Source organism: Francisella-like endosymbiont (genome assembly GCF_003069505.1).
In the GTDB taxonomy this organism is placed as follows: domain Bacteria; phylum Pseudomonadota; class Gammaproteobacteria; order Francisellales; family Francisellaceae; genus Francisella.
This window is the reverse complement of record NZ_QAPC01000001.1, coordinates 195,975-221,189: the sequence shown is the minus strand read 5'-3', so window position 1 is coordinate 221,189 and position 25,215 is coordinate 195,975. Positions and strand designations below refer to the sequence as shown.

Genomic DNA, 25,215 nt, shown 5'->3' with positions numbered 1-25,215 from the left:
TTTGCGATACAGTGTATCATAAAAATAGTTAAATTAGTAATAGTTATTAAAAAATTTATTGTTATTATTACTAAGTAATTATTTAGTACTAAGGAGCCAAATATGCCAATACTTACTTTTGATGGTTTACTGTTCTCACCATTGCTATTATTTGTTGCAATAGTAATTGTATTAACCGTGTTGACAAACCTAATTACTCCTAAAGTTATATCCAAGTATACTAATCATAAAGCTTTCTTGGCTAAACTTAGCCCTATTTCTCTGTTACCTTGGGTTAGTTATGTTTATACTTAGGGATTAAGATGTCAAACAAAAATACTAAATCTATAGTCAGTATAGTAATTGTTTTATTAGCTCTTTTTTCACTCTATGCGATGTGGCGATATTATCTTTATTCACCATGGACAAGAGATGGTAGAATCCGCGCAAAAATTGTCACAATAGCACCTGATGTATCCGGATTTGTAACCAAGATGTACGTCAGTGATAACTAAAAAGTAAAAAAAGGACAACTAATTTTTACAATAGATGATCAAAGGTACACTGCGACTTTAGAAGGCAAAGAAGCAGAATTAAAGCATACAATGATAGAATGGCAACTTGCAAATAAGCAATATTTAAGAAGAATAAAGCTAGGTAGAGATAACTCAATAAGTAGAGAAGAGCGAGATAATTATGCCATGCAAGAAAAACTAAGAAAAGCATATCTTGAGAAAGCCAAAGCATAAGTTGAAATAGCTAAGATTAACTTAGATAGAACAAAGATCTATACTCCTGCTGATGGAACTATTAACAATATTGATCTAAGACAAGGTAATTATGTAGTAGTATCTAAACCTGTGGTGTCTCTAGTAAAAACTGATTCATTTTATGTTACTGGCTATTTTGAAGAAACTAAATTACCACATATAAAAAATAGGCGATAAAGCTAAAATAGAACTTATGAGTGGTGGATCGCCACTATATGGGCATGTAGTAAGTATAGGTAAAGCAGTTGCTGATAATAATACTGATGTAAATAACCAACTTTTACCCAAAGTACAACAAACCTATGACCGGGTAAGATTATCAAAAAGAATACCTGTTGATATTGCCTTAGATGTAATACTAAACAATATAGAACTTGTATCAGGAATGAATGCAACGGTAATTATAAAATGATCAAAGATTTGATAAATGACATGCCAGCAATCTTCAATAAACAAAATGCTTTATATACAGTTAAAGGATGTATAGCTATTACATTAGCACTTGGTATATCAATGAGCCTAGACTTAGATAAACCAATATAGGCAATGTTTGCAGCACTATTTCTGCAAACTCGACCCGAAACTGGTTTTATAATTGAAAAAGCTGTAGTTCTAATCAGTGCATCTATTATTGGGGTAGGTGTTGGTTTTTTGATAGTTGATTTTTTCTTACCATATCCTGTATTAGCTTTATTGGCTTTATGTCTTTTTATAGCTATAACCATGTTTTTCTCTGCTAACATGTCTCATCCAAATTTTATGTATGCACTAGCTATAGCGAATAAGACTTGTAATATAGTTGTTTTTTACTCTATAGCTGATCCAGCGGCTACAACTAGTAAAAGTGTTTTTCATACTGGAACTCTAGAGTCACAGAAATGGCAATCGGTAGCTTATGCTCATGTTTTGTAAACTATTATATTCTACCAATGAGAGTTGAAAAAACACTGACAAACCATGAAACTAAAGGATTTGATTTAACTATAAATTACATTAAAGAAATGTTTTCTACTCAAGACTTTAGCAATAATCAAAAATATAATATAAAAGTAGAAAATATCCTTAATAGCCTTGTTGCTCTTGATAATGATTTAAGCGCCGCAAAATACGAAAATATAACTAAAACAGGCTATGTTATTTTTTCAAATAAACTAGTTGAACTAATCCAAGCTGTTCACTTTTTGAGCAAACATCTAGCAAAAAAAGATGATGATTCAGCTATCAAAAAAGACTTAGAAAATATAGTAACTAATCTAGATAAACTTGACCTAACTCAGTACTCTTTAGTTAGTAGTTCAAGTAACCATCTGATAAAAAAGTTATTAAAAGAATAAACAATTTACTTCATAGCTACCAAGAGTTATTCTCTACCTCTAACAAGAGTAATAATAAAGAATCATCCTACAGTTTCATAAATTACACAAATCCAGCTGTTACTTTTATTGCTATTTCTAGGACAATCTGCCTACTACTGTGTGAATATTTAGTTTGGATACATATTATGGTAACTCAAGTTTACTAATGATGTTGATATTTCCATGCCTATTATCACAAATATCTATAGCAGCTCCAAATCCAGCTAATATTATAAAAAATGTAGTAATTGGTCTATTTTTGTCAATACCTATTAGTATCTTTATAACTTTGAATCTATTATCACAAGTAGTTGGTTACTTTGAGCTGCTGATATTAGTTTTACTCGGGGGTTTATTATTAGGAATAGCTACCTTAGCGCATTCTAAATATCAGATGCACAGTCTAGGATTTTGTATAGGCTTTATCTCGATAATACAGCCCAGCAATCATATGGATTTTGAAGTAGCAAAATCTTTTACTATCGGAATAAGTATTATAGTTGGCGCTATTGGGCTTTGGCTAGCATTTAAGCTATACCCTCAATCGCCTTATACAATTAGTAGAAAAATTGCAATTAAATCAATAATTAAAGATATCCAAAAACTGAAAAAACGACAAATCTCAAAAGAACATTACCAAACAGGGCTAATCAAAAAATACTGAGTGTATATAAAAATAGAAAAGATGATGCAGCATCAGAGAGAGATATAGAATTTGCCCTACAAGTCTGATACAAACTATTTAAGATCAAAAGATATCGTATATGTATATCTATCAAAGTTAAGCTTGACGATAATTAAATGGATATGTTACTTTTAAGTCATGAACATCTTGATATACTTATCCAATCAAATCAATTCCCTGCTAATGATAACTACTTTTTAGCCCAACAAGATCAAGTAAATTTAGATTACAAGCCACTGCTGATCTCCAAGCATATGAAAATATTTTAAATTTGTCTCGTCAAAATTAGTAATTTGTGTTTAACTAGTTTGCATTTTTGAGACAACTTTTGATAAGTTTATTTCATCAAGTTACCAAGAAAATCATTTAGCATTCTGATAAAAGAAATGGTAATGTTTTCCAAGGTAAGCCAACAAAAGCAAGATTTAAATATTTTTGATGTAAAATCTGGTTGTTATAGTGGTGTTACAATATTGTTATCAGTAGAAATTATATCTTGTGATAAAAATCACAAATCATAACTATAGCCAGTACAAAATATAATTTCATCTACTTTAATACTATTTTAATTTGTTGTAGTTACTATACAACCTTCTTTAGTAGCACTAAGCTTTTGTGGTGATGATATGAATTTAATTGCTTTTTTAGAACTTTGAAGGTTGTCTAGTTCTTTTTTATTATCTAAATCTCTTAAAGCAACATAACATCTCTAACACTATCTAACAACTCTTAAAATATATCCATCCCTAATTAAGAGTAGCCAACACATAAAACTTTTTGACCATGATTAACCCCGCAGCTCTATAACTTTTACTATGCGAGATAGCTGCTAACTTTATTAATACCGGTTATATCATTGATTAGGAATTTTAGCAATATTATAACGTCCATTACAAACTACCACAAACTCAAACTCTTGCTGATATTTTTGTTGCTCTTTTATATATGTAATTTACCACAAAGGTTTTTTAACACTATATTTAATGGCTTTAGGGCAGTAACTTCAGAGTTTAACTGTAGATGCTTATATATCTGCCAGGCATCTGCATTTTCTTCTAAATAAACTTTAACTTCAGCGTAGCTATAAATGATTATTTTGCTTGATAAGCTACACACTTTGCTTATCAAAGATATTACTTCTTTAGGTAAATTAGTTTTTAAGCTTTTATACAAAGCTCCTTGCTTGGTATAACCATACACCTGCAATGCTATCAGTCTTCTCAAAAATAGTCACATCAAAACCTTTATCTAAAAGGAGTTTTGCACTAAAAATACCGCTTACTCCAGCACCGATAATAGCTAATTTTGACATAACCTAAATCTATACCTATAAATTACACTTATAGCCACTAAATTTACGAATATTTATAACACCACTATCAAAAATCAGATATTGCCCTTTGATACCAATAAGTTTTGCATCAATTATACGATCTTTATCTAGATTGAAAGATTTTAGTTTAGTTGGATATTTAAGGATTGGATAATTTATATTTTGTACCTTACCTTCTACTAGCTTAACACTATTTTGACCATATTTAGCTTTTATCTCTATTATTTTCTGCCTAGACTTTTCAATAAGCTGATCTCTTAAACTCACAAAATCAATATTATTAGGCTCACCTTGGAGCATTTTACGCCAATTTGTTTTATCTGATATATGTTCTTTGATAGCAACCTCAACTAGGCCAGATATAAATCTATTTTCGACAGTAAATATTGGTAGAGCTTGGCTAGCACCCTGATCTATCCAACGAGAGGGGATATTTTTAAGCTTAGTAATACCAACCTTAACATCACCAGTATTTGCTAAATATACTATATGAATTTTCATACAATTATGCTCACCCCAGCTTGAGTTTCTACATGTTCCTGCGGCAAAGTGACATAATTCTGGCTTAACAATACAGATATCACACTCTGGTAATCTTCTCATACACATAAAACAATAGCCTTGTGAGTAGCTTTTTTTAGTTTTAGCTCCACAGGCGACACAATTAATTTCATCAAGAAACTCAAGTTTCAGATGCTGACCAATGTAATCATTTAGATAAATATTCCCCAACTCATATACAGCATTATTTGCCGTATCTAGAGAGGTTTTCATTTTATGTAAATTTATAGTTTTATTCATTTTTTACTTTTCTAAAACAGATTAAACTGTCTTTTAGGATAACAGACTTTAAAACTAGTTAAAACGCTAGATATTATTAGTTATAATCAAAACCACCTTTTAAGCAATATTTACAAAGATGAGTGTAAGACTAGATAAATGGTTGTGGGCTGCTAGATTCTACAAAACTGGAGCTTTAGCATAAAAGCTATCGAAGGTGGCGAAGTACACTTTCAAGGGTATAAAACAAAAGTAAATAAAACTGTAAATATTGGTAATATCTATCAAATTCAACACGCTCATATCAAAAAAACAATAGTTGTTGAAGCTTTTTTAGACGAAATTAGAAAATCAGCTACCGAAGCGCAAAAACTCTATACAGAAACTCCTGAAAGTATCAAAAAAAGAGAAAAAAAGCAACTATTAGAAAAACTGCCAATCTACTAAGCCCAGAGAAACCAACAAAAAAACAACGTAGACAAATAATTGGCTTTAAGAGAAATGATTAATTTTATAAGCTAATTTCTAATATTTTTCTAACATCATCAAAATAAATGTCTTGTCTTTCACTTAGTGGTAAAATTTGAGTTTTTAGCAACATTATTAACTAAAGTATCATATCTTTTTGAGCAATACTATAATCTTTTAATTTTGTAGCAAGCTGTGCATAATATTGAAAAATTTTTCTGTTTTAGCTATGGCTAAATCTATTTTTGCTCTTTTGGTAAACTATTATCGATATCTAAAACTCTTTCAGCATATTGTACTAATTCATCTGCTTTTCAGCTTTCTTATATTTAAGTACATTTGGATAAACTATCGCTAAAGTCTGACCATGATCTAAGTTATGATATGCTTTTAAAGAGTGCCCTATCTGATGAGTTACCCAATCTTTTACAACTCCTGAGCCAATTAAGCCATTTAATCCATAGTTGTTGAAAACATTATATAGAGCACACATTATAATCTTCTAGATTCTCTAAAGCTTTAGGTCCATTATTTATTAAACTTTTTAAAATTGTCTCAGCAAAGCCATCTTGCAAATCGACATACTGTGGAAATGCCATATATTGCTCCATAATATGAACAAACACATCAACTACACACCTTTTGATATTTGTTTTTTGGTAAAGTGTAAGTTACAACTGGATCTAAGATAGAGAATTTAGGGAATACCTTATCACTAAAAAAATACTATCTTTTCACCAGTTTTTCTTCTTGATATTACTGATGCTCAATTCATTTCTAAAGCTGTTGCAGCAACTGTTAAAATACTGCCAAAAGACATAGTTTTGTTTACCTCAACTGCTTTAGCTAGTACGTCCTATGGCTCACCATCAAAATACACTACTGCTGATAATAAACTTAACAGCATCGATCACAGATGCTCCACCAACAGCTAAGATAAAATCAATACCATGTTCTTATAAATATATGAAACAACTTTCATACAGGTACTATAATTAAGATTTGGCTCAATACCCCAAACTTAAAAATACTATATCCTGCTAAAGCCTCTAGAGTTTGCTTATATACTCCATATTTTTTGAAGCTCTCTCCACCGTAAACTATCAAAACTTTTGATTTTTTATCGATTACAGTTCTTAACTTTGATATTTCACCCTCACCAAAAAATATGCATGTAGGATTATAAAGTATAAAATTATTCATATTTGTTCCTTAAACCTAATTTAACTGCCGGATGCTTATCTAATAAATCAAATGCAGAGTAGTAAATTAATCCAGAATGATAACTTAAACCTATCTCACGAGTTCTACTATTAGAAATCCCACAGACACAATCTTTAACTTCTTCTTTTAAACCTGATAATGCAGAAGCATTAAGTTCTGGAAAAGTGAAACTTTTATCTCCAGCAAAGCCACAACAAGTCACACTTCTTGGGGTAACAATTTCATCAGACAATACATGAGCTCTTGCAAATGGCACACTAGATTTGAAACTAAATAGCTCTGTAGCTTGATTTCTGTAACTACAATCTTTAAATACACTTTGATTTATTCTAATTTTTCTAAATGCTTGCTCATTCTCATACACTGTTTGTTGCTGATATGAGCCACTATCAATATAATCTAAAAAACTCTTAGTAATCTCTTTTAAAACGCTTTGTGCATATCTGTAATATCATAAATATTCTTTATGTTAATAGTTATTTTTCCCATATTTGCAAACTATATCAAAAAATAGAAACTTATACAGAATACAAAAAAATAAATCACTAAGTGAAATATTTTAACCTTATGTTTATCATAGATTCTCTTTATGATAATTAAATTTAGTTTGAACAAAAGACTATAAGAAAAATCTATTTTCCTAAATTAATCATTTCTGTTACTGCTTTGACTATAGTTGAATATTCTTCTAACACACTACTTTTTTTCTGACTAAACAAATATTTTTATAAAAATCCATATCCTTTATAGAAAGATATGAAAACCCTTGAATATTTATACATGCAAGCTCTGGTACAAGCGCTACACCTTCATTAATTCTAACCATTTCTCTTATTGTGAATAAACTAAATCCATTGGTGAAATTAAAATCAATATTATTTGACTTACAAATTTCTAAGATCCAGCCTTTCAGACCTTCTTCACTGTCTAGTAATATTAGTTTCTGTTGTGAGAGCTCTTTTAATATTACTGATTTTTTCTGTGATATTGGATTATATCAATACTTGATGATAAATAAAATCTTTCATTATGAAGATTACTATCTTCTATAGATTCCGCTAAAAAGGCAAAATCTAGCTGATCCTTATAAAAGCATATCAATTAACTTATGTGTGTCATTTTCTACTGCAGAAATTTCAAAATTAGGATAATCTTTTTTAAGTTTAGGAACAATTTTAGGCATAAGATAGAGATATAAAGTTGAAAAGCTCCTATAGATATAGGAACTCTCTGTTTATTTAGATAATTTGTTATGAGCCTATCTAAACTTTTATGTGTATCTAAAATATTATAGATTTGTTTAACAATTTTCGCTCCGATTTCTGTTGTATAGACTTTTTTCTTTGTCCTTTCAAAAATCTTGAAACCATATTGATCTTCTAGGTTTTTTATTTGCATACTCAAATCTGTTTGCGATACAAATCATCTTTCAGAAGACTCTTTGAAACTACCTGCTTCATACAGTGCGATCATGTATTCTAAAGTTTTTATTTTCATATCTTATCTTAAATATTTATTTAAAAAAACTTTATAGGAGATATAAAGATTTAGATTCTCTACTTTTTGAACGACAAAAAATTGCCTTATTTAGAGAGATACTTAAAATACTTATTTTTAATTATTAAATTTAAACAATCTAATTACTAAATTTCTCAATCATTTTAAGTACAACATAAATTATTGCACTAATAATCGCTGAGATAACACATACTTTTATAGCTATTGGAAAAAGATGAATAAATATAGTTACAATAGTTACTATAATTAATACACCAACAAATATTGATAAAAACTTATCCATTTTACACAATCCCTTATTTTATAATAATTTTTGTAAATTTACGCTTTCCTACTTGGAAAACATTATTTGTTCCTTTAGCAAAAATAGCCTTACTATTACTAACCTTTTCACCATCGATTTTTACTGCACCCTGCTGAATCATACGATTAGCTTCAGAAGTACTTGCAACTAAGCCTGCTTCTTTTAGTAAGTTCGCTATCGGAAACTCTTGGTTTAATTCTACAATATTTATATCATCAGGTATCTGATTTTTTTGGAATCTTTGAATAAAATCCTGATGAGCGCTCTCAGCATCAACTTTAGAATGGAATCTCTCAATCAGTTCTTTAGCGAGCTCTATCTTAATATTACACGGATTAGCACCAGCTACGACATCTTGTTTTAATTTAGTGATAGTTTCTAGAGATTTAAAACTTAGTAATTCATAATAGCGCCACATAAGTTCATCTGAAATTGACATTATCTTACCAAAGATTTCATTTGCTGGTTCTTCAATACCGATATAGTTTTGGCTTGATTTAGACATTTTTTTGACACCATCTAAACCTTCTAGAAGTGGCATTGTAATTATAACTTGAGGTTCTTGACCATGTTGCTTTTGTAGTTCTCTACCCATTAGCAGGTTAAATTTTTGATCTGTACCACCAAGTTCAAGATCAGCATCCATAGTTACAGAATCATAACCCTGTACTAGAGGGTATAAGAATTCACGGATTGATATCGATTGACCATTTTTATATCTTTTTGAGAAATCATCTCTCTCAAGCATTCTTGCTACTGTTGATTTAGAAGTAAGCTTAATCATGTCACTAGCAGACATTTGATTAAACCAATCACCATTGCGACGGATCACTGTTTTGCCTCTATCAAGGATCTTAAACACTTGCTTAGTATAAGTTTCAGCATTTGTAGCAACCTCTGCCGCTGTTAGTGGTGGTCTTATTGCATTTTTTCCAGTAGGATCACCTATTTGAGCCGTAAAATCACCAATCAAAAAATGAATCTCATGACCTAAATCTTGTAATTGTTTTAGCTTATTAATAACTACAGTATGCCCAAAATGAATATCTGGAGCTGTTGGATCACAGCCAAACTTAATCACCAACGGTCTATTTTTTTCAAGTTTCTTGATTAATTCTTCTTCAATTAGGACTTCATCAGTCCCTCTTTTAATAATTTCTAAAGTCTGCTGTATAGTCGACATTATATTTTGTATTAATAAATTTTATTCAGTAAAGCGAAATTATAGCACAAAACTCTTTTATAGAATCAATAAAACCTTATACTTATTACAAACTAAAAATATTTAATAGCCGATGAATATATATATCTCTCAAAATAATGATATTTATTTTAATTTAGCATTTGAAAACTGGCTTTTTTTAGAAAAGCTAAATAATAAAAAAATCCTATTTTTATGGCAAAATGCACCTTGTGTTGTCATAGGTAGAGCTCAGAATCCTTGGCTTGAGTGCAATCTCACAGCAATGCAGCAAGATAATATCCCTATGGTCAGACGCCAAAGTGGTGGTGGTACAGTTTATCATGATTTTGGTAATCTAAATTATACGATTATTTCCCCTGAAAAAGATCATGATATCCAAGCTAACCTAGAATTAGTTTGTAATACTATTAAAAAGTTAGGTATCGAAGTCTATGCTAACCAAAGAAATGATATCGTCGTTGATCATCATAACTATACTTATAAAGTATCAGGTAGCGCTTTTAGAGAGAAAAAAGATCGAGCTTTTCATCATGGCACATTACTAATAAATGCTAATATCAAAAAACTCTATGATTACCTTCATCAGCCAATAGATAAGTCGCTTGATACCAAAGGAGTTAAATCTTATCGTTCCAAAGTTATAAATCTTTACCAACTAAAACCAGATATACAAACTCAAGATATCACTAGAGCTTTTATCAAAGGTTTCAGAAGTATTGAGTTAAGCTTGATTAATGAAGAAACCACTTTAGAAAATAAAGAGCTAATAACCAAAGAAATTGAAAACTTAAAAGACTGGAACTGGCGGTTTGGTAAAACTTTACCTTTTACAAAAACTTATACAAAAACTAGTGAAGAAATCAAAATCAAAATTGAATCTGGGATTGTCACAGAAGTCAAAAATGTCTATAAAAATACAAATCTTACCAATAAGAATATTCGCTATGAAAATAGTTATGATTTCAATTTCTTTAAAAAAATCTTAGAACAATAAACTATCAACCAATTATAGATGTGTGATTTCAAACCTTCAGCTAAATTAAATTTGTATATAGTTTTTAGTTTTATGCAAGTTTTATTTTGAATTTATCGCAAAAAATGCCGCAACACTGATAGCAAAAACAAAAGGTAAAATAAAAGCATCAACTACTGTTACAACAATATTCTGAATAGACATTTCTAATGAATTGATCTCGATATTTAAACTTCTTAGCACATATATTAGACCAAATGTTAATGATGACTTGATAATCATAAATGCTAATATTGTTATTGAAATTCTAAACATATAGAAAAAATTATTTTTTACTGCATAGAAATTAGCTGAAAATGATTCAAAAATACCCTTCTGCGCTAACAGTACTGCAGGCATTACAGTTAAAAACAACAATATTGCTAAAAAGATACCTATATATTGTAAAAACATCGTGAATATAGTCATTATAATCATTGAAAGTAAAAATGAGCCAATAAATACAAAAACTCTTTTATAAAATATTTGTAAGGCAATTTTTAGCGCATCTGATACTTTTAGCTCATGCTTAACCATAATTCCTTGTAAAGTAATTATCATCGCATAAACAAATACTGTCGCAATCATAATTATCAAAAACATAGCTACTAAAATATTACCAGATGGCAACTCAGAAACATCACCCTCACCATTACTTTGGATAAACTTATCTATACCATGGTTCATCAAATAGACAAAACAAAACTCAGAGATAAATGAAAGCATAAAGGCTAATGCAAAAGTTACCTTAAAAGCTCTCTTGTATATAGATGCTGCTAACGAAATAGTTTCTTTAAAATTTAAATTACTCATACTTAAAACACTCAGTTAATAAATAAAACAAGTTAAAATATAACATAAAAGTTGTTGTTTTTGTGTTATAAAATCTAATCTAATATTTAAAGATATAAAAAATCATAATAAAAACTTGTAAAATTTGATATCAATACCATTTAATAAAATTACATAGATTATTTTAATAATGCCTAATAAAGGAATAATTATGGAAACAATCAAAGGAACTACTATTCTATGTGTTAGAAAAGGTGACAAAGTAGTAATTGGTGGTGATGGACAGGCTACTCTTGGACATACAGTCGCAAAAGATAATATAGTAAAAGTTAGAAAATTAAATAATGGTAAAGTACTTACAGGGTTTGCTGGCTCAACAGCCGATGCCTTTACATTATTTGAAAAATTTGAACAAAAATTAGAATTCTATCAAGGTAATCTTGAAAGAGCAGCTGTTGAAATGGTTCGTGAATGGCGTCTAGATAGAATGCTAAGTAAACTTGAAGCTATGGTTATTGTCGCTGATGAAAAGCTTTCACTATTAATATCAGGTGGTGGTGATGTAATGGCTGCTGATAAAAATGAGATTATCTCAATTGGTTCAGGCTCAACTTATGCTCGTTCTGCAGCAACTGCACTTGTTGAAAACACTGATTTATCAGCTGAAGAAATTGTCAGAAAGAGCCTTGCAATAGCTGCAGATACTTGTATTTATACGAATCATAACTTAACGATAGAAAGTTTAGAAAATAAAAAAGGATAGTTATACAATGACACAAATAATGACTCCAAAAATAATTGTACATGAACTAGAAAGACACATAATTGGTCAAAATGATGCTAAAAAAGCAGTTGCTATTGCTTTGCGTAACAGATGGCGCAGAATGCAACTTGATAATGAAATGCGTCAAGAAGTAACTCCTAAGAATATTCTTATGATTGGTCCAACTGGTGTAGGTAAGACTGAAATTGCACGTAGATTAGCAAAATTAGCAGATGCTCCGTTTATCAAAGTTGAAGCAACTAAATTTACAGAAGTCGGTTATGTTGGTAAGGATGTCGAATCTATTATTCGTGATTTAGTTGAAACCGCTGTCAAAATGAAGCGTGAGGAAGCTAAAGACAAAGTCACAGAAAAAGCTGTTAGACTAGCCGAAGATAGAATTCTAGATGTGTTAATCCCGCCTGCAAGAGCTTCAGAATCAAAGGTTGGTTTTGCAAATGAACCTGCAGAAGATGCTGCAAGTAAAAAAGAAAATAAAACTCGCGAAATCTTCAGAAAGAAAATCCAAAATGGTGAACTTGATGATAAAGAAATCGAGATTGAAGTAGCTGTTTCTCCAAAAACTATTGGCGTAATGGGACCTCCAGGTATGGAAGATATGACGAGTCAGCTACAAGATCTTTTCTCTAGCTTAAGCAGTGATAAGAAAAAAAATAAGAAAATGCGTATCAAAGATGCGATTAAATTAGTTCAGAATGAAGAAGCAGCAAAACTAGTTAATGAAGAAGACATAAAAGCTCGTGCTTTAGAAGCGGTTGAACAAAATGGTATTGTATTCTTAGATGAGATTGATAAGGTATGTAGAAAGTCAAGTAACTCAGGGACTGATGTGTCACGCGAAGGCGTACAGCGTGATTTATTACCATTAGTTGAAGGTTCTACAGTATCAACAAAATATGGCATGATCAAAACAGACCATATACTGTTTATTGCATCTGGTGCATTTCATGTTGCTAAGCCTTCTGATCTTATACCAGAGCTTCAAGGTAGATTACCGATTAGGGTTGAGCTAAAGTCTCTAGAAATAGAAGATTTTGTGAGAATCTTAAGAGAACCTGACTGTTCTATTCTCAAGCAATATATCGCTTTGATGAAAACTGAAGGTGTTGATTTAAGCTTTGAAGAGGATGCTATTAGAAAAATTGCTGAAATTGCTTACAGAGTTAATGAAGAAGTTGAGAATATTGGTGCTAGGAGACTTCACACAGTTATGGAAAGGCTTCTTGAGGAAATTTCTTTTGATGCGCCAGAACTAGAAGAAAAAAATATCAATATAACTACAGACTATGTCAATGAAAAACTAGGAAACCTAGTTAAAAACAAAGATTTAAGCCAATATATCCTATAAAAACTAAGCTAAATTTTATATTTTTTTACGTCTCTAATATGTATTTTCTTAATTTGTGACGATAAAATCTTTTTACTACTTAATCAAATTAAAATGTCTATGAGTATTACTTTGTTTAAAAAGCTTCAAGACTTTTGCTAATAACATAGCTCTTTTCAACTGTTAGTTTCGCTGTTTTATATTCAACCTTAGTATTGTTTATGACTCAGGCACTTGGCTTTACCGTTACTAAAGCTAGTGCTATTATGGGCGAATTTGTTGCCTTTAATTATGGTTTACATATCTTAGTTGGATATATTGATGGTCGCTTAATAAGTTATAGAGCGTTATTTTTATTAGGAATGGTGTTACAAATATTTGCGTGTTTATTTTAGATAGCTTTGGTATTATTTTTACCAGGTTGCGATTTAAATGTTCCTTGTATAAATACGATTTTAACGCAGCAATTTGAAAATAATGATGGTGATAAAAAAGTGCATTTTTCTGAAATTATGCTGGTATAAATATATGCTTTTTTACCGGTTTTACAATTGCTGGAATATACCAAGCTAAAAAAAGTTATAATACACTATTTCTTATAATAACGAATTATCAACATTATTGCTTTTGTACTCTTAGCAACAAGCTGGAAGACAGGAGCTGATAACCCCTTTAGTTAAGAGAATTCAACAAAAACAGCATATTACTCAAAAATAATTTCTTCCTATTTTCGATAATTTTTATCACAGTGTTATTGTTTTTTGTTGCACTACAATATCCACTTAACACAAACTATATTTGCCCTTGTAATAGAAATATTACTACTGTTAATGTTTATCCCAATTGCTAACACTCAAAATATCAAAGAACAAAAGGATAAAGTTTATGCTGATGTAATTATTAGCAACTTTTGGTTTAGTCTTTTGGTCAGGCATATCAACTTGCGCCAATGGCTCTAACTGTGTTTGCTGAAGCAAATATATAGATAAACACTTGCTGTATTTTACAATCCAAACACAATGGTTTAAAAATGTAAATACAGTATTGATAGCTGTTGGAGGTATATTACTTCCAAGTATACTATTAATTATACACAAGTGCTTATCTTTTCATTCCCAATGCAATTCTGCTTTAATCTTATTTTTATATCAATTGGCTTTGCATTGCTAATTATTAGTATATTATGTGCGGCTATACAGCTGCGATTTGGTTCATATTAAGCTATGTATTTCAATCTATAGGAGAGCTACTTATAGGTCCTACAAGCTATGCTATGGTTGATAAACTTGCAAAACCAAAACTTCAAGGTTTAATGATGAGATTTTGTATAGTTGTTACCGGTAGTACTTCTGGAGTTATTACAAGCTTACTATCAATATTAGTAGCTTCACTAGATATTAATGCAACAACCCCTATTGAAATAAACTCTAACTATTTAACACTATTTACTGGTCTAATGATAGTAGCTGCTATATCGGCATTTATTATGTATCTAATAATCCCCAAAATTAGAAAGCTTACATATATCTAGATAAATAATAACTATATTTTCTTTAGTATATAATTTATAATCTTTGCATTCTAAGTGATTACCTTAATATCATTTATCAATGACTATTAGAGAAAAATATTCAAACTGTATTACTCTTTTTATATCTATTACAATGATATTAAATAGTATCATTACAATACTACCAATTATCAATAAAATCTTCTCGATAAACATTCATGTTGAGATACCTTCTGATATTTAATATAAGCATGAAATATAACTCCAGGTTTGAGTTAGGTTATAATATCTTTACTTGACTATTTTATGATAAAAATCGCTAAAGATATCTATCAACACAAAAGAAAATTCTAGTTTCCAGCAGTTATATTTATCAGTTTATATATGTATGGTTGGTGATTATATTCAAGATAAACATATAGCCTATAAGATAACTTTCTAACACATGCTATAGAAATTATCTTGTTGTTTTATTTTAGGAAAGCTTTTAATAAAAAAATAGCGAAAACCTAAGCTTTTACTAGTTTGTTGTTGCTATTACATTCTTGTTAGCTGTTATCTATAGTGTATTAGGCTTGTATTACTTAAGCGATGAATTTGATGTTGTCAAAAATATCTCTGATCCTGTTTACTTTACTATCGTAACTTTTAGTACTGTTGGGTATGACGATATTCATCCTATTATTACAGAAGATGCAAAACTCTTTAGAATATCAATTATGATTGTAGTATTGGTTTATTTACAACGATTATTACTGTATTAGCTGGTAGTACCATAAATAAAGTTACTGATAAATTTAAACAAAAAAATGGAGTTTCATATATAAAAGATCATATGATAATTTGTGGCTGTACCAAAATTACTAAATGTCTAATCAAAGACTATCTAAATTCTCATATTGATAATCTTATTGTTATCTAGAAAAAATTACCAGCAAAAATTTATAAATATCGATGAAGAACAAAAAAACATTTCATTGACGCATAATAACATGACTATGATGCACTTATCAAAGCGAATATCATTAAAGCAAAAAGTATTTTTATACTTAATGAAAAAGATTCTAACACTTCTAGCAATTAAAGAAGTACTTAAACAAGATAACTAAAATAAGTAATCAACCAAAAATTTCTATCAAGCTTGATAAATATGAAGTATAAATATTGCAATAATATTGGTGTTGATCAAATCGTCTCACCTACTAAGAAAATTGCTGAAATGCTCATAAAATATCAATAATTTGTCTAAAACTAGTCAATATAAACTTATACTATGTTATTATTTTGACAATGTGTTTGCCGATTTTTAAAGAAAATAGAGGGTGTGGAGTAAAACCATGGAATATAATTACGATATTATTATTATAGGCAGTGGTCCTGGTGGTGAAGGGGCTGCGATGAAAGCAACTAGGAACGGGCAAAAAGTAGCTATCATCGAGGATGATGCTATTGGTGGTGGTTGTAATAACTGGGGAACAATTCCAAGTAAGGCTCTAAGACAGCTATCGCGTGAAGTTTGGTATAATAAAAAAAGCTTCGATTTCCCAGAGATGCTTGATACTGCTTATAAAATAGTTATCAAACAAAGAGAGATTAAGAAAAACCGTTTCGTTAATAATGAAATTGATGTTTTCTATGGTTTTGCTAGTTTTATCGACAAGCATAAAATAAAAATCTCACGCAAAAATGGCTCAACTGGAATCATTACTGCGAAAAAGTTCATTCTCTCTACAGGATCTCGTCCATATCAACCTAATGATATTGACTTTACTCATCCAAGAATTTTAGATAGTGATAAGCTTCTAAAATTAAAAGACAAAAATATTAAATCGATTACTATTTATGGTGCAGGTGTAATTGGTTGTGAATATGCCTCTATACTTGGAACACTTGATATTCAAGTAAATCTTATCAACACTAGAAATAAATTAATGTCATTTCTTGATGATGAAATTATTGAAACATTGACAAATCACTTCACTGTTAATCAGAAAATTAACCTAATGCACAATGAAACTTATAAAAGTATCAAAGCAAAAGGCGATAAAGTAGTCACAACACTTAACTCAGGTAAAATTATCGAATCTGATTATGTCTTATTCGCTCTTGGGCGCGCTGGTAATACAAATGGTCTTAATCTAGATAAGATTAGTGTTGAGTATGACCCTCAAAGAGGTCTTGTCAAAGTTAATGATAATTATCAAACTACTCAAGAGAATATCTATGCTGTGGGTGATGCTATAGGTTTTCCTTCACTTGCATCATCAGCTTTTAACCAAGGTAGATTTGCAGCTACACATATTATAGATGGCTCTTGTAATGACAAGTTAGTTGAGGATATCCCAACAGGTATCTATACCCGCCCAGAGATTAGCTGCATTGGAAAAACTGAAGAGCAATTAACCACTGAGAATATTCCTTATGAAGTTGGTAGAGCCTATTTTAAAGATCTAGCTCGTGCACAAATTTCAAGAAGTGAAACAGGTATGCTAAAGATACTTTTCCATAAAGAGACTCTAGAGATCCTCGGCATTCACTGCTTTGGTCATAGAGTATCTGAGATTATCCATATTGGTCAAGCTATCAAGTCAATGCCTGGTAAGCATAATACTATCAGATACTTTTTGAACACCACATTTAACTACCCTACTATGGCTGAGGCTTATCGTATTGCTGCTATTGATGGTGTCAATAAACTTAAATCTAAAAATAAGCAATGTGTACCAGAACATAAATAATATGTACTACGATATCTATATAATTTTCTCGTTTATATTTCTATTTGGTGCAACTATTGGTAGCTTTTTGAATGTTTTGATATATAGGATACCAAATAAACTATTTGCTGCTGAACAAGCTATTGCTCGAGAAATACTTGGGTTTGATAAGCACCAACCCTTACAGAATTTTAGTTTATTAACACCATCTAAATGCCCAAAATGCCATAATAAACTAAAATATCGTCATAATATTCCGATAATTGGTTGGTTTTTACTCAAAGGTAAATGCTTCTTCTGTAAAGAAAAAATATCTTTTGAATATCTGCTACTAGAATTTATCACTGCTAGCTTATTTGTAGCTATTTTCTATTATTTTGGTTTTACAATTCAGAGCTTAGCTCTAGTAACTTTAAGTAGCTTTTTTATATCACTATTCTTTATCGATGCTAAACACCAAATCCTTCCGGACTCGTTGACAATACCATTGCTATGGCTTGGCATAATACTTAATTACTATAATATTTTTACTACTCTAGAGCAATCTGTGTGGGGAGCTATAATTGGCTATCTTTCACTGTGGTTAGTTTTTTGGGTGTATAAAATTTTCACAGGCAAAGAAGGTTTTGGCCATGGTGATTTTAAACTTTTGGCAGCAGTAGGTGATTGGTTTGGCTACCCGATGTTATTATATACAATTTTTGTAAGTTGTATATTTGGAATTGTGATTGCTATTACTATAAATCTTGTTGCTAAACGCACTCATGTCATACCTTTTGGACCTGCAATAATTTTGGCTACATTTTTTTATCTACTAACTAAAGATAATATCTATATATGGTATAATCACGTTATGCTAATTCAATTTTAGTCATAACTAATGCAAAAAAATTTCTCTATTCTAATTTTATTTGTGGTTATACTACTAGTTGTGCTGTATATTTTTAGCACTACTAACCTTAACAAAATCTCACCAGATAACAAACAAGGCTTATATCTTGTTGAGCATGCCTTTCCATAATATAAAGTTATAAAGACTTTTTATACAGGTATCCATCTGCAAGCATATATTCTACAAGATAAAAATGACTCTACCAAACATAGTGTAACTTTCACTAGTGAAGATGGTGGTGTAATTATTAATGGTGAACTTTTAGCTTGGGATAGAAATCAAAACAAGCTAACTAGTTTAAATAATATTTATGCAAACTATTTCACATCTTCACCTCAAGTAAATAATCTTTATCTAGATATTAAAAAATATGCTACGTACATCCAGCAAGGTAGTGATGATGCTTCATATAAATTCTATGCTATTATAGACCCTAATTGTAGTTATTGTAATCGTCTATTTGATGCAACTCAACCAGCGATTAACTCAAGAGAACTTGCAGTACGCTGGATTCCTTTAGGCGCACTTCGCAATAGTCTAGAGATTGTTAGAAGTATTTTTAACTCAAAGGACCCACTTGAAGCGTTGATTAAGTATCATAAGACAAAAAAATATGACCAAAACTTAACACAGCAAAATGAAAAAGCTGAAAGTAACTTAAGATTATCAAGTGATATTGAAGGTTTCCCTACGATTGTTTATAAAACACCTCAAGGAGCTTTAAAAAAATCTCAGGTGGTAACAAGCTTCCACTCACAGATGCTACTATAGCAGCAAAAGCTAATATCAACAAAATTAATGAATTTTTACTTTTAACCTCAACTAACTTCTAAATTAAGTTATGAAAAAATTTACGTTAATAATTAGTATATTAGTTGTAGCTTTAAGCTTTGCTACTACCAAAATAGATACCCAAGTTACCAATGATATTCAAAATATAGAAAAAAACATGGTGGTAAAATTGGTGTCTACATTATAAATAGAAATGACTGGAGTAACTTTGCAGTTAATGCTAGTTTCTATTTTCCGATATGTAGTATCTATAAATTTCTTGTAGTTGGTGCAATACTTAAACAAAGTATGGCTGATAATAAACTACTGAATCAAAAGGTAAAAATTTCTAAAAATCAAATTGTTGGCTACTCACCTATTACAAGAAAGCACATCAACCAAACCATGACTTTCAAACAACTTTGTAAAGCATCTATGCAAGGTGATAATACTGCGACAAATATTCTAATTGAAAAACTAGGTGGTTTGAAAAATCTCAATAAGTTTATTTTATCCCTTGCGGATCATACGACAAAAATTGCTAATTTAGAACCTAAAGTCAATCATGTCAGTCTAATAACAAACGAGAATAAAACCACACCAAAAATTATGGCTAGAGATATTAATAAACTTGCTTTTAGCAATGCTATACTTGATATAAAACATCGCTTAAGGTTTAAAAAATGGCTTATAGCTAGTAGTACTCGTAACAATCGTATTGCTGCTGAAGTACCTAATAAATGGGAAGTTGGTGATAAAACTGGCACTTGTCAATATGGTACAACAAATGATATTGCTATTATTTGGCCTGATGATAATAGAGCTGTCATAATGGCAATTTTTATACCCAATTACAGAAAAATGCTAAGCCAAATAGTAAAATTCTTAAAGAAGTAACTAAAATACCCCTAGACAGACTACAACTAAATAATACTACAAAAAATGCCTAAAATAAAAATGATTGTTGGCCTAGGGAATATAGGCAAAGAATATCAAGATACACGTCATAATGTTGGTGAATGGTTTATTGCTAAAATAGCTCAAGATAAAAAACAAAGTTTTATCTCAAATCCTAAGCTTAATTGTAACATAGCTAAAGTTAGTATTGATTACAATAATGTGATACTAGTATTTCCTACGACATATATGAATAACAGTGGTTTAGCTATAACAAAAGTCGCTAATTTTTATAAAATCGCGCCAGAAGAAATACTTGTAGTACATGATGAACTAGATATAGACTCTGGAGAAATTCGTCTAAAAAAAGGCGGAGGTCATGGTGGTCATAATGGTCTAAGAAGTATTAACCAACACTTAGGTACTAATGACTATCTACGCCTTAGAATTGGTATTGGTCATCCAGGACATCAATCAAAAGTAGCTAACTATGTATTATCAAACCCATCTATAGCTCAGAAAAAAGATATAGATGATGCTATTAATAATAGTATCTGTTTTTTAAATGATATAATAAACTACAAATTAGAGCCTGTGATGCAGAAGCTACATACAAAATAATATATAAGGAATAGAATAATGGGATTTAAATGTGGTATTGTGGGTTTGCCAAATGTTGGAAAATCAACTCTTTTTAATGCTCTTACAAAAGCAGGAATTGATGCAGAAAACTACCCTTTTTGTACAATTGATCCAAATGTTGGGATCGTTTCTGTACCAGACCAAAGACTTAACGAATTAGCAAAAATTGTTAATCCAGAAAGAATAATACCGACAACGATGGAGTTTATAGATATTGCTGGACTTGTAGCTGGAGCTAGTAAAGGCGAAGGCTTAGGTAACAAGTTCCTTGCAAATATTCGTGAAACAAATGCTATAGCTCATGTTGTAAGATGTTTTGAAGATGACAATATAATTCATGTCAGCGGTAGAGTTGACCCAATAGATGATATTAATACTATCAATATGGAGCTAATTCTAGCTGATATAGAATCATGTGATAAAGCTGTACAAAGATTCTCAAAAATGAAAAAATCAGGGGATAAAGAAACCTTAGCTAAAGCAGATTTTTATACTAAATTAAAAGATCATTTAGAATCAGAAAAGCCAGCAAAAACTTTTGAGTTAACTGATGATGAAGCTAAATGGCTCAAACAAACTCCCCTACTAACTAGCAAACCAGTATTATATATTGCTAATGTTAATGATAATGGTTTTGAGAACAATCCTCTTCTTGATAAAGTTATAGAGTATGCCAAAGTAGAGAACTTAAATGTTGTGCCTGTTTGTGCTGCTATGGAGCAAGAAATATCTCAGCTAGAGCCTGATGAAAAACTAGAATTTTTGGCTGATATGGGTCTATCTGAGACTGGATTAGATAGAATTATTAAAGCTGGTTATGCCTTACTAAACTTACACACCTATCTAACAGCAGGTGTTAAAGAAGTCAGAGCATGGACAATTCCTGTAGGAGCAACAGCACCTCAAGCAGCTGGGGTAATTCATACTGACTTTGAGCATGGTTTTATCAGAGCTGAAGTTATCGCATACGATGACTATATTAAATATAATGGTGAAAAAGGTGCTAAAGAAGCTGGTAAAACTCGCCTTGAAGGTAAAGAATATATCATGAAAGATGGTGATGTAGTTAACTTTAGATTTAATGTCTAATTCACTTTCATATGGCTAATAAAACAACTCATAGTGGCCTTATTTGATTAGTGCTTAGTTGTATTATAGGTTGTAATACTAGTTTTATACTACCTAACTATCAACTAAGCGGTACATACTATTAATAAGGATGATTTAATACATGGCTACTTTCAACAGAGTGTTGAACAAATGGAAACTAGCCCATATACTTATCAAGGTCAATATTATTAAGAAACTGGGTTTACTCAACCAAGTCAATTTATGCAAAATATTAATTGTAATAGAATGGATGTATATATTATAAATGATGATTTCTACTCAATAGTTATACTTCTCTAAAAATAACAAAGCACAAACATCTAAAAATAGATAATAAATATAACAACAGCTAAACTCGCTATAAATTGTAAAAATCTACGCGCTAAAAGGAATAATCTAAATATTAGTTAACTTTATTGAGACTATTTTATTATCTCTAATATTCATTATTTCTAATAGAGTATTGTTATATTTTATGCAACAAGGTCCAGATGGTAAATCCTCTATCTCTTCAATTATAAAACCAGACAATGTCTTAGCATCTTCACTTTCAAATTCTATACCTATATGACGATTAATCTCTCTTAAAGTAGCACTACCACCTATCAGATAACTATTATCTGCAAGTTTACGGATATTATTATTGACATCAAACCTATCAGAGAATTCGCCAACTATCTCTTCCATAATATCTTCAATTGTAACTGTGCCACATACATCGCCATACTCATCAACAACAATTGCAAAGTGCTTACTTTTTTGTTGAAAGTTTATAAGTTGTGTTTGTAATGAGACAGTTTCAGGAATAAAATATGCTTCTTGGGAGATTGTGCGTAATGCTGCTTTGGATATCTGATCTTTTTTAAATGAGATTAATAAATTAGTTATCTCTTTTAATCTAATAACTCCAATAACATTATTTACATTATTCTCACACAAAATAATATTTAATGATCTCATCTTTGCAATTCTGGCTAAAATTTTATCGATTGAATTACTTAAATCAATATATTCAATCCTATTTAAAGGAGTCATTACCTCTTGGACTAAAACTTTATCTAACTCCAAAACTCCCAAGAGCATATTTTTATTTTTAGCTCCAAGTTTTGCATTTGATTCATTGACAACAGTCTGAATCTCTTCTTTATCCAAAGACTCATTATTAGCAGCCTCTATTTTGACCCCAAAAAGTTTTAATGTTACTTTTGAAACCATACTTAAAAATATTACTGCTGGATATAAAATTAGTATGATTATTTTTAATGGTAAAGAAAAAGGAAAAGTCAGTCTTTGTGGGTAAATAGCTGCAAAAGATTTAGGGATTATCTCACCAAAAACCAAAACTAAAATAGTTACGATAATAGTTGCAATAAGCAGTCCAATATCACCAAAATGATCTTCAGAATATGATGAAATAACAGTTCCAGCAAAGATATTTGCAAAAGTATTACCAATAAGAATAGCAATCAATAACCTCTCAGGATTGTGTACTAAACATAGACTTCTTTTTGCAGCACGATGATTTTTTTTAGCTAAATGCTTAAGTTTATATTTATTTAATGACATCATTGCCGTCTCAGAGCTTGAGAAAAAAGCAGATGTACAAATAAGTATAAATATAATAATAACTACAGTATAAGTACTCATCTAATAAATATATAATTACAACTAATTTACTAGTTTAACACAAGCATTTTTTAATAGAAAAATATATAGGGAAATAAATATAAATATAAATATAAAATAATTATACTCTCATAAAGTCAGCATGGATAAGCTTAACTTTATATGGGTGTCTTTGTAATGCTTTGATGATTACTTTCTCTTGCTTACCATTGATATCTAAAGTTATTTCACTTGAAAAGAACACTTTGTCTTCTGTTGAATGTAAAACTTTATCATGATCAAGTACTACAGATACCGCTTCTTTGTCACCACCATATATAACAGCTGGAATTTTACTAGCTCTTCTTAGACGGCGGCTCGCACCAGTACCTAAGTCTTCTCTCTTTTCAGCTTTAAAAACAAAATTTGCCATTGTTAGATTCCTTATTAATTTTTAAACAAATAAACTTAATCTATGCGACCCTAGATTAATTGTTGTATTGTAGTAAATTATATTTATTAATGCAAGTAATTAATCGACTAAACCATCAGTACGGAAAATATCACTAACTGATTCCTCACCGTTAGTTTTTTCAACAATTTGAGCAAGTAATGGCGCTAATGTTATAACTTTAATTTTGCTACACTCCTCAGCATGAGGCTTAAGAGGTATAGAATCAGTGACAATAAGCTCATCAATTGCGGAATTTTCGATATTTTTAATTACATCGCCAGAGAGTAATGGATGCACGCAAAATGCTGTTACTTTAGCAGCCCCACCTTTCTCTATCAATGCTTTTGCTGCCTGACACATTGTGCCACCAGTATCCATGATATCATCAACTAGTATACAATGTTTGCCATCAACCTCACCAATTATATTCATAACCTCGGCAACATTTGGTTTAGGTCTTCTTTTATCAACTACAGCAATCTCAACACCTAAGTTTTTAGCTACAGATCTAGCTCTTACCACGCCACCCATATCAGGTGATACTATTTTAATATTTTGATATTTTTTTGGATTTTTACGCACATATTCTAGAAATATTTTAGTTGCAAAAGCATTATCAAACGGTATATCAAAGAATCCTTGAATTTGCTCAGCATGGATATCTACCGATAGTATCCTATCTAAGCCAACTGCTTGAAGAAGATTTGCTACAACTTTAGCAGATATTGGTACTCTTGCTGATTTTGATCTTCTATCTTGTCTAGCATAACCAAAATATGGTAAAACCGCTGTTACTCTCTCAGCAGATGACCTTTTAAGCGCATCTATCAATAGAATAAGCTCCATCAGATTATCCGCTGGTGGGCAAGTTGATTGAATTACAAAAACATCCTTACCACGCACATTCTCGTTTAGTACAACATGTATTTCACCATCTTTGAACCTATCAACTGTTGCATTACCAAGAGTTGCACCTAGCTCTTTAGCTACTTCACTAGCAAGCTTTTTAGAAGCATTACCACTAAAAATCATCAAATCTTCTGACATTTCATTAACCTTTAAAATTCACATACCCTACAAAA

Annotated in this window: 27 protein-coding genes and 8 pseudogenes; 21 read left to right on the top strand and 14 right to left on the bottom strand. The window is 30.5% G+C overall.

All coding sequences use genetic code 11. The annotated features are described in order from the left end of the window. Nucleotides 1–102 precede the first annotated feature (102 nt). From C9379_RS01310 to C9379_RS01280, 7 genes and pseudogenes are all read left to right on the top strand, one after another. Nucleotides 103–301 (top strand): annotated as a pseudogene (locus C9379_RS01310) (hypothetical protein). Nucleotide 302: 1 nt separating this feature from the next. Beyond that, a pseudogene (locus C9379_RS01305) lies at nucleotides 303–1,161 on the top strand (efflux RND transporter periplasmic adaptor subunit). Continuing rightward, nucleotides 1,158–1,292, top strand: coding sequence for a hypothetical protein (locus C9379_RS01300; RefSeq protein WP_318263368.1), 135 nt, complete (start codon nucleotides 1,158–1,160; stop codon nucleotides 1,290–1,292). Before C9379_RS01305 ends, C9379_RS01300 begins: the two are co-directional and overlap by 4 nt. Nucleotides 1,293–1,295: 3 nt before the next feature. After that, the gene (locus C9379_RS01295; RefSeq protein WP_318263370.1) at nucleotides 1,296–1,661 is read left to right on the top strand and encodes an FUSC family protein; all 366 of its coding nucleotides are present in this window, start codon (nucleotides 1,296–1,298) and stop codon (nucleotides 1,659–1,661) included. Nucleotides 1,662–1,678: 17 nt separating this feature from the next. Continuing rightward, nucleotides 1,679–2,083 (top strand): hypothetical protein, encoded by a 405-nt coding sequence (locus tag C9379_RS01290; protein WP_343377495.1) that lies wholly within the window; start codon nucleotides 1,679–1,681, stop codon nucleotides 2,081–2,083. Nucleotides 2,084–2,237: 154 nt separating this feature from the next. Next, nucleotides 2,238–2,768: an FUSC family protein gene (locus C9379_RS01285; RefSeq protein WP_343377494.1), complete on the top strand. Its 531-nt coding sequence runs from the start codon at nucleotides 2,238–2,240 to the stop codon at nucleotides 2,766–2,768. A gap of 413 nt (nucleotides 2,769–3,181) precedes the next feature. Next, nucleotides 3,182–3,310, top strand: coding sequence for a hypothetical protein (locus C9379_RS01280; RefSeq protein ID WP_318263373.1), 129 nt, complete (start codon nucleotides 3,182–3,184; stop codon nucleotides 3,308–3,310). Nucleotides 3,311–3,954: 644 nt separating this feature from the next. Here the strand turns inward: C9379_RS01280 and C9379_RS01275 are convergent. Both C9379_RS01275 and C9379_RS01270 read right to left on the bottom strand, forming a co-directional pair. Beyond that, a complete protein-coding gene (locus C9379_RS01275; RefSeq protein WP_143385048.1) occupies nucleotides 3,955–4,101 on the bottom strand; it encodes an NAD(P)-binding protein in 147 nt (48 codons plus the stop codon). A 15-nt stretch (nucleotides 4,102–4,116) separates the two neighbouring features. After that, the gene (locus C9379_RS01270) at nucleotides 4,117–4,923 is read right to left on the bottom strand and encodes a DUF2797 domain-containing protein (RefSeq protein WP_143385049.1); all 807 of its coding nucleotides are present in this window, start codon (nucleotides 4,921–4,923) and stop codon (nucleotides 4,117–4,119) included. A gap of 118 nt (nucleotides 4,924–5,041) precedes the next feature. Between C9379_RS01270 and C9379_RS01265 the strand changes: the two are divergent. Beyond that, a pseudogene (locus C9379_RS01265) lies at nucleotides 5,042–5,411 on the top strand (RNA-binding S4 domain-containing protein). A gap of 257 nt (nucleotides 5,412–5,668) precedes the next feature. Here C9379_RS01265 and C9379_RS01260 read toward each other — a convergent pair. From C9379_RS01260 to tyrS, 8 genes and pseudogenes are all read right to left on the bottom strand, one after another. Then, nucleotides 5,669–5,863 (bottom strand): hypothetical protein, encoded by a 195-nt coding sequence (locus tag C9379_RS01260; RefSeq protein WP_318263374.1) that lies wholly within the window; start codon nucleotides 5,861–5,863, stop codon nucleotides 5,669–5,671. Continuing rightward, nucleotides 5,847–5,996 carry a hypothetical protein gene (locus tag C9379_RS01255; RefSeq protein ID WP_318263375.1) on the bottom strand — a complete coding sequence of 50 codons (150 nt, stop codon included), beginning with the start codon at nucleotides 5,994–5,996 and terminating at the stop codon, nucleotides 5,847–5,849. Before C9379_RS01255 ends, C9379_RS01260 begins: the two co-directional genes overlap by 17 nt. A gap of 352 nt (nucleotides 5,997–6,348) precedes the next feature. Continuing rightward, entirely contained in the window at nucleotides 6,349–6,573 is a 225-nt protein-coding gene (locus C9379_RS01250; protein ID WP_318263376.1) for an iron-containing alcohol dehydrogenase, read from the bottom strand. A gap of 258 nt (nucleotides 6,574–6,831) precedes the next feature. Further along, a pseudogene (locus C9379_RS01245) lies at nucleotides 6,832–7,068 on the bottom strand (alpha-hydroxy-acid oxidizing protein); the annotation flags it as partial. A 214-nt stretch (nucleotides 7,069–7,282) separates the two neighbouring features. Further along, entirely contained in the window at nucleotides 7,283–7,582 is a 300-nt protein-coding gene (locus tag C9379_RS01240; RefSeq protein ID WP_143385050.1) for a LysR substrate-binding domain-containing protein, read from the bottom strand. Nucleotides 7,583–7,716: 134 nt separating this feature from the next. Next, nucleotides 7,717–8,001: pseudogene (locus C9379_RS08635) on the bottom strand (LysR family transcriptional regulator); the annotation flags it as partial. Nucleotides 8,002–8,230: 229 nt separating this feature from the next. Then, a complete protein-coding gene (locus tag C9379_RS01235) occupies nucleotides 8,231–8,395 on the bottom strand; it encodes a hypothetical protein (protein WP_003039421.1) in 165 nt (54 codons plus the stop codon). 13 nt (nucleotides 8,396–8,408) lie between these two features. Beyond that, nucleotides 8,409–9,599, bottom strand: a complete 1,191-nt coding sequence (tyrS, locus tag C9379_RS01230; protein ID WP_143385052.1) for a tyrosine--tRNA ligase — start codon at nucleotides 9,597–9,599, stop codon at nucleotides 8,409–8,411. A 112-nt stretch (nucleotides 9,600–9,711) separates the two neighbouring features. Here tyrS and C9379_RS01225 point away from each other — a divergent pair, with 112 nt between their 5' ends. Further along, entirely contained in the window at nucleotides 9,712–10,614 is a 903-nt protein-coding gene (locus C9379_RS01225) for a lipoyl protein ligase domain-containing protein (protein ID WP_143385053.1), read from the top strand. An 81-nt stretch (nucleotides 10,615–10,695) separates the two neighbouring features. Here C9379_RS01225 and C9379_RS01220 read toward each other — a convergent pair whose 3' ends face one another. After that, on the bottom strand, nucleotides 10,696–11,445 hold the full coding sequence (locus C9379_RS01220; RefSeq protein ID WP_143385054.1) for a hypothetical protein: 750 nt from the start codon (nucleotides 11,443–11,445) through the stop codon (nucleotides 10,696–10,698). Nucleotides 11,446–11,635: 190 nt separating this feature from the next. Between C9379_RS01220 and hslV the strand changes: the two genes are divergently transcribed. The 12 genes and pseudogenes from hslV (at nucleotide 11,636) to C9379_RS01160 (ending at nucleotide 22,374) form a co-directional block, all read left to right on the top strand. Further along, complete coding sequence (gene hslV / locus C9379_RS01215; RefSeq protein WP_143385055.1) at nucleotides 11,636–12,187, top strand: ATP-dependent protease subunit HslV; 552 nt, start codon at nucleotides 11,636–11,638, stop codon at nucleotides 12,185–12,187. 7 nt (nucleotides 12,188–12,194) lie between these two features. Then, nucleotides 12,195–13,556, top strand: a complete 1,362-nt coding sequence (gene hslU / locus C9379_RS01210) for an ATP-dependent protease ATPase subunit HslU (RefSeq protein ID WP_143385056.1) — start codon at nucleotides 12,195–12,197, stop codon at nucleotides 13,554–13,556. Nucleotides 13,557–13,756: 200 nt separating this feature from the next. Then, nucleotides 13,757–13,930 carry a hypothetical protein gene (locus tag C9379_RS01205; RefSeq protein ID WP_318263377.1) on the top strand — a complete coding sequence of 58 codons (174 nt, stop codon included), beginning with the start codon at nucleotides 13,757–13,759 and terminating at the stop codon, nucleotides 13,928–13,930. Nucleotides 13,931–14,718: 788 nt separating this feature from the next. After that, nucleotides 14,719–15,066 (top strand): hypothetical protein, encoded by a 348-nt coding sequence (locus tag C9379_RS01200; protein ID WP_318263378.1) that lies wholly within the window; start codon nucleotides 14,719–14,721, stop codon nucleotides 15,064–15,066. Between the two features lie 554 nt (nucleotides 15,067–15,620). Further along, on the top strand, nucleotides 15,621–15,809 hold the full coding sequence (locus tag C9379_RS01195; protein ID WP_318263379.1) for an ion channel: 189 nt from the start codon (nucleotides 15,621–15,623) through the stop codon (nucleotides 15,807–15,809). A 573-nt stretch (nucleotides 15,810–16,382) separates the two neighbouring features. Continuing rightward, a complete protein-coding gene (gene sthA / locus C9379_RS01190; protein WP_318263380.1) occupies nucleotides 16,383–17,783 on the top strand; it encodes a Si-specific NAD(P)(+) transhydrogenase in 1,401 nt (466 codons plus the stop codon). A 1-nt stretch (nucleotide 17,784) separates the two neighbouring features. Further along, on the top strand, nucleotides 17,785–18,633 hold the full coding sequence (locus C9379_RS01185; protein ID WP_143385058.1) for a prepilin peptidase: 849 nt from the start codon (nucleotides 17,785–17,787) through the stop codon (nucleotides 18,631–18,633). Nucleotides 18,634–18,642: 9 nt separating this feature from the next. Next, nucleotides 18,643–19,487 (top strand): annotated as a pseudogene (locus C9379_RS01180) (DsbC family protein). Nucleotides 19,488–19,495: 8 nt separating this feature from the next. Continuing rightward, nucleotides 19,496–20,375: pseudogene (gene bla / locus C9379_RS01175) on the top strand (class A beta-lactamase). Then, nucleotides 20,368–20,943, top strand: a complete 576-nt coding sequence (gene pth, locus C9379_RS01170; protein ID WP_143385059.1) for an aminoacyl-tRNA hydrolase — start codon at nucleotides 20,368–20,370, stop codon at nucleotides 20,941–20,943. Before bla ends, pth begins: the two are co-directional and overlap by 8 nt. A gap of 18 nt (nucleotides 20,944–20,961) precedes the next feature. Then, a complete protein-coding gene (gene ychF, locus C9379_RS01165) occupies nucleotides 20,962–22,053 on the top strand; it encodes a redox-regulated ATPase YchF (RefSeq protein ID WP_143385060.1) in 1,092 nt (363 codons plus the stop codon). Nucleotides 22,054–22,103: 50 nt separating this feature from the next. Beyond that, nucleotides 22,104–22,374: pseudogene (locus tag C9379_RS01160) on the top strand (hypothetical protein). A 96-nt stretch (nucleotides 22,375–22,470) separates the two neighbouring features. On the opposite strand, the gene C9379_RS01155 reads toward C9379_RS01160, so the two are convergent. From C9379_RS01155 to C9379_RS01145, 3 genes are all read right to left on the bottom strand, one after another. Continuing rightward, nucleotides 22,471–23,721: an HlyC/CorC family transporter gene (locus tag C9379_RS01155; RefSeq protein WP_143385061.1), complete on the bottom strand. Its 1,251-nt coding sequence runs from the start codon at nucleotides 23,719–23,721 to the stop codon at nucleotides 22,471–22,473. Nucleotides 23,722–23,821: 100 nt separating this feature from the next. After that, nucleotides 23,822–24,112 (bottom strand): 50S ribosomal protein L25, encoded by a 291-nt coding sequence (rplY, locus tag C9379_RS01150; RefSeq protein WP_143385062.1) that lies wholly within the window; start codon nucleotides 24,110–24,112, stop codon nucleotides 23,822–23,824. A gap of 99 nt (nucleotides 24,113–24,211) precedes the next feature. Next, entirely contained in the window at nucleotides 24,212–25,180 is a 969-nt protein-coding gene (locus C9379_RS01145) for a ribose-phosphate pyrophosphokinase (RefSeq protein ID WP_143385063.1), read from the bottom strand. Between the last annotated feature and the right edge of the window lie 35 nt (nucleotides 25,181–25,215).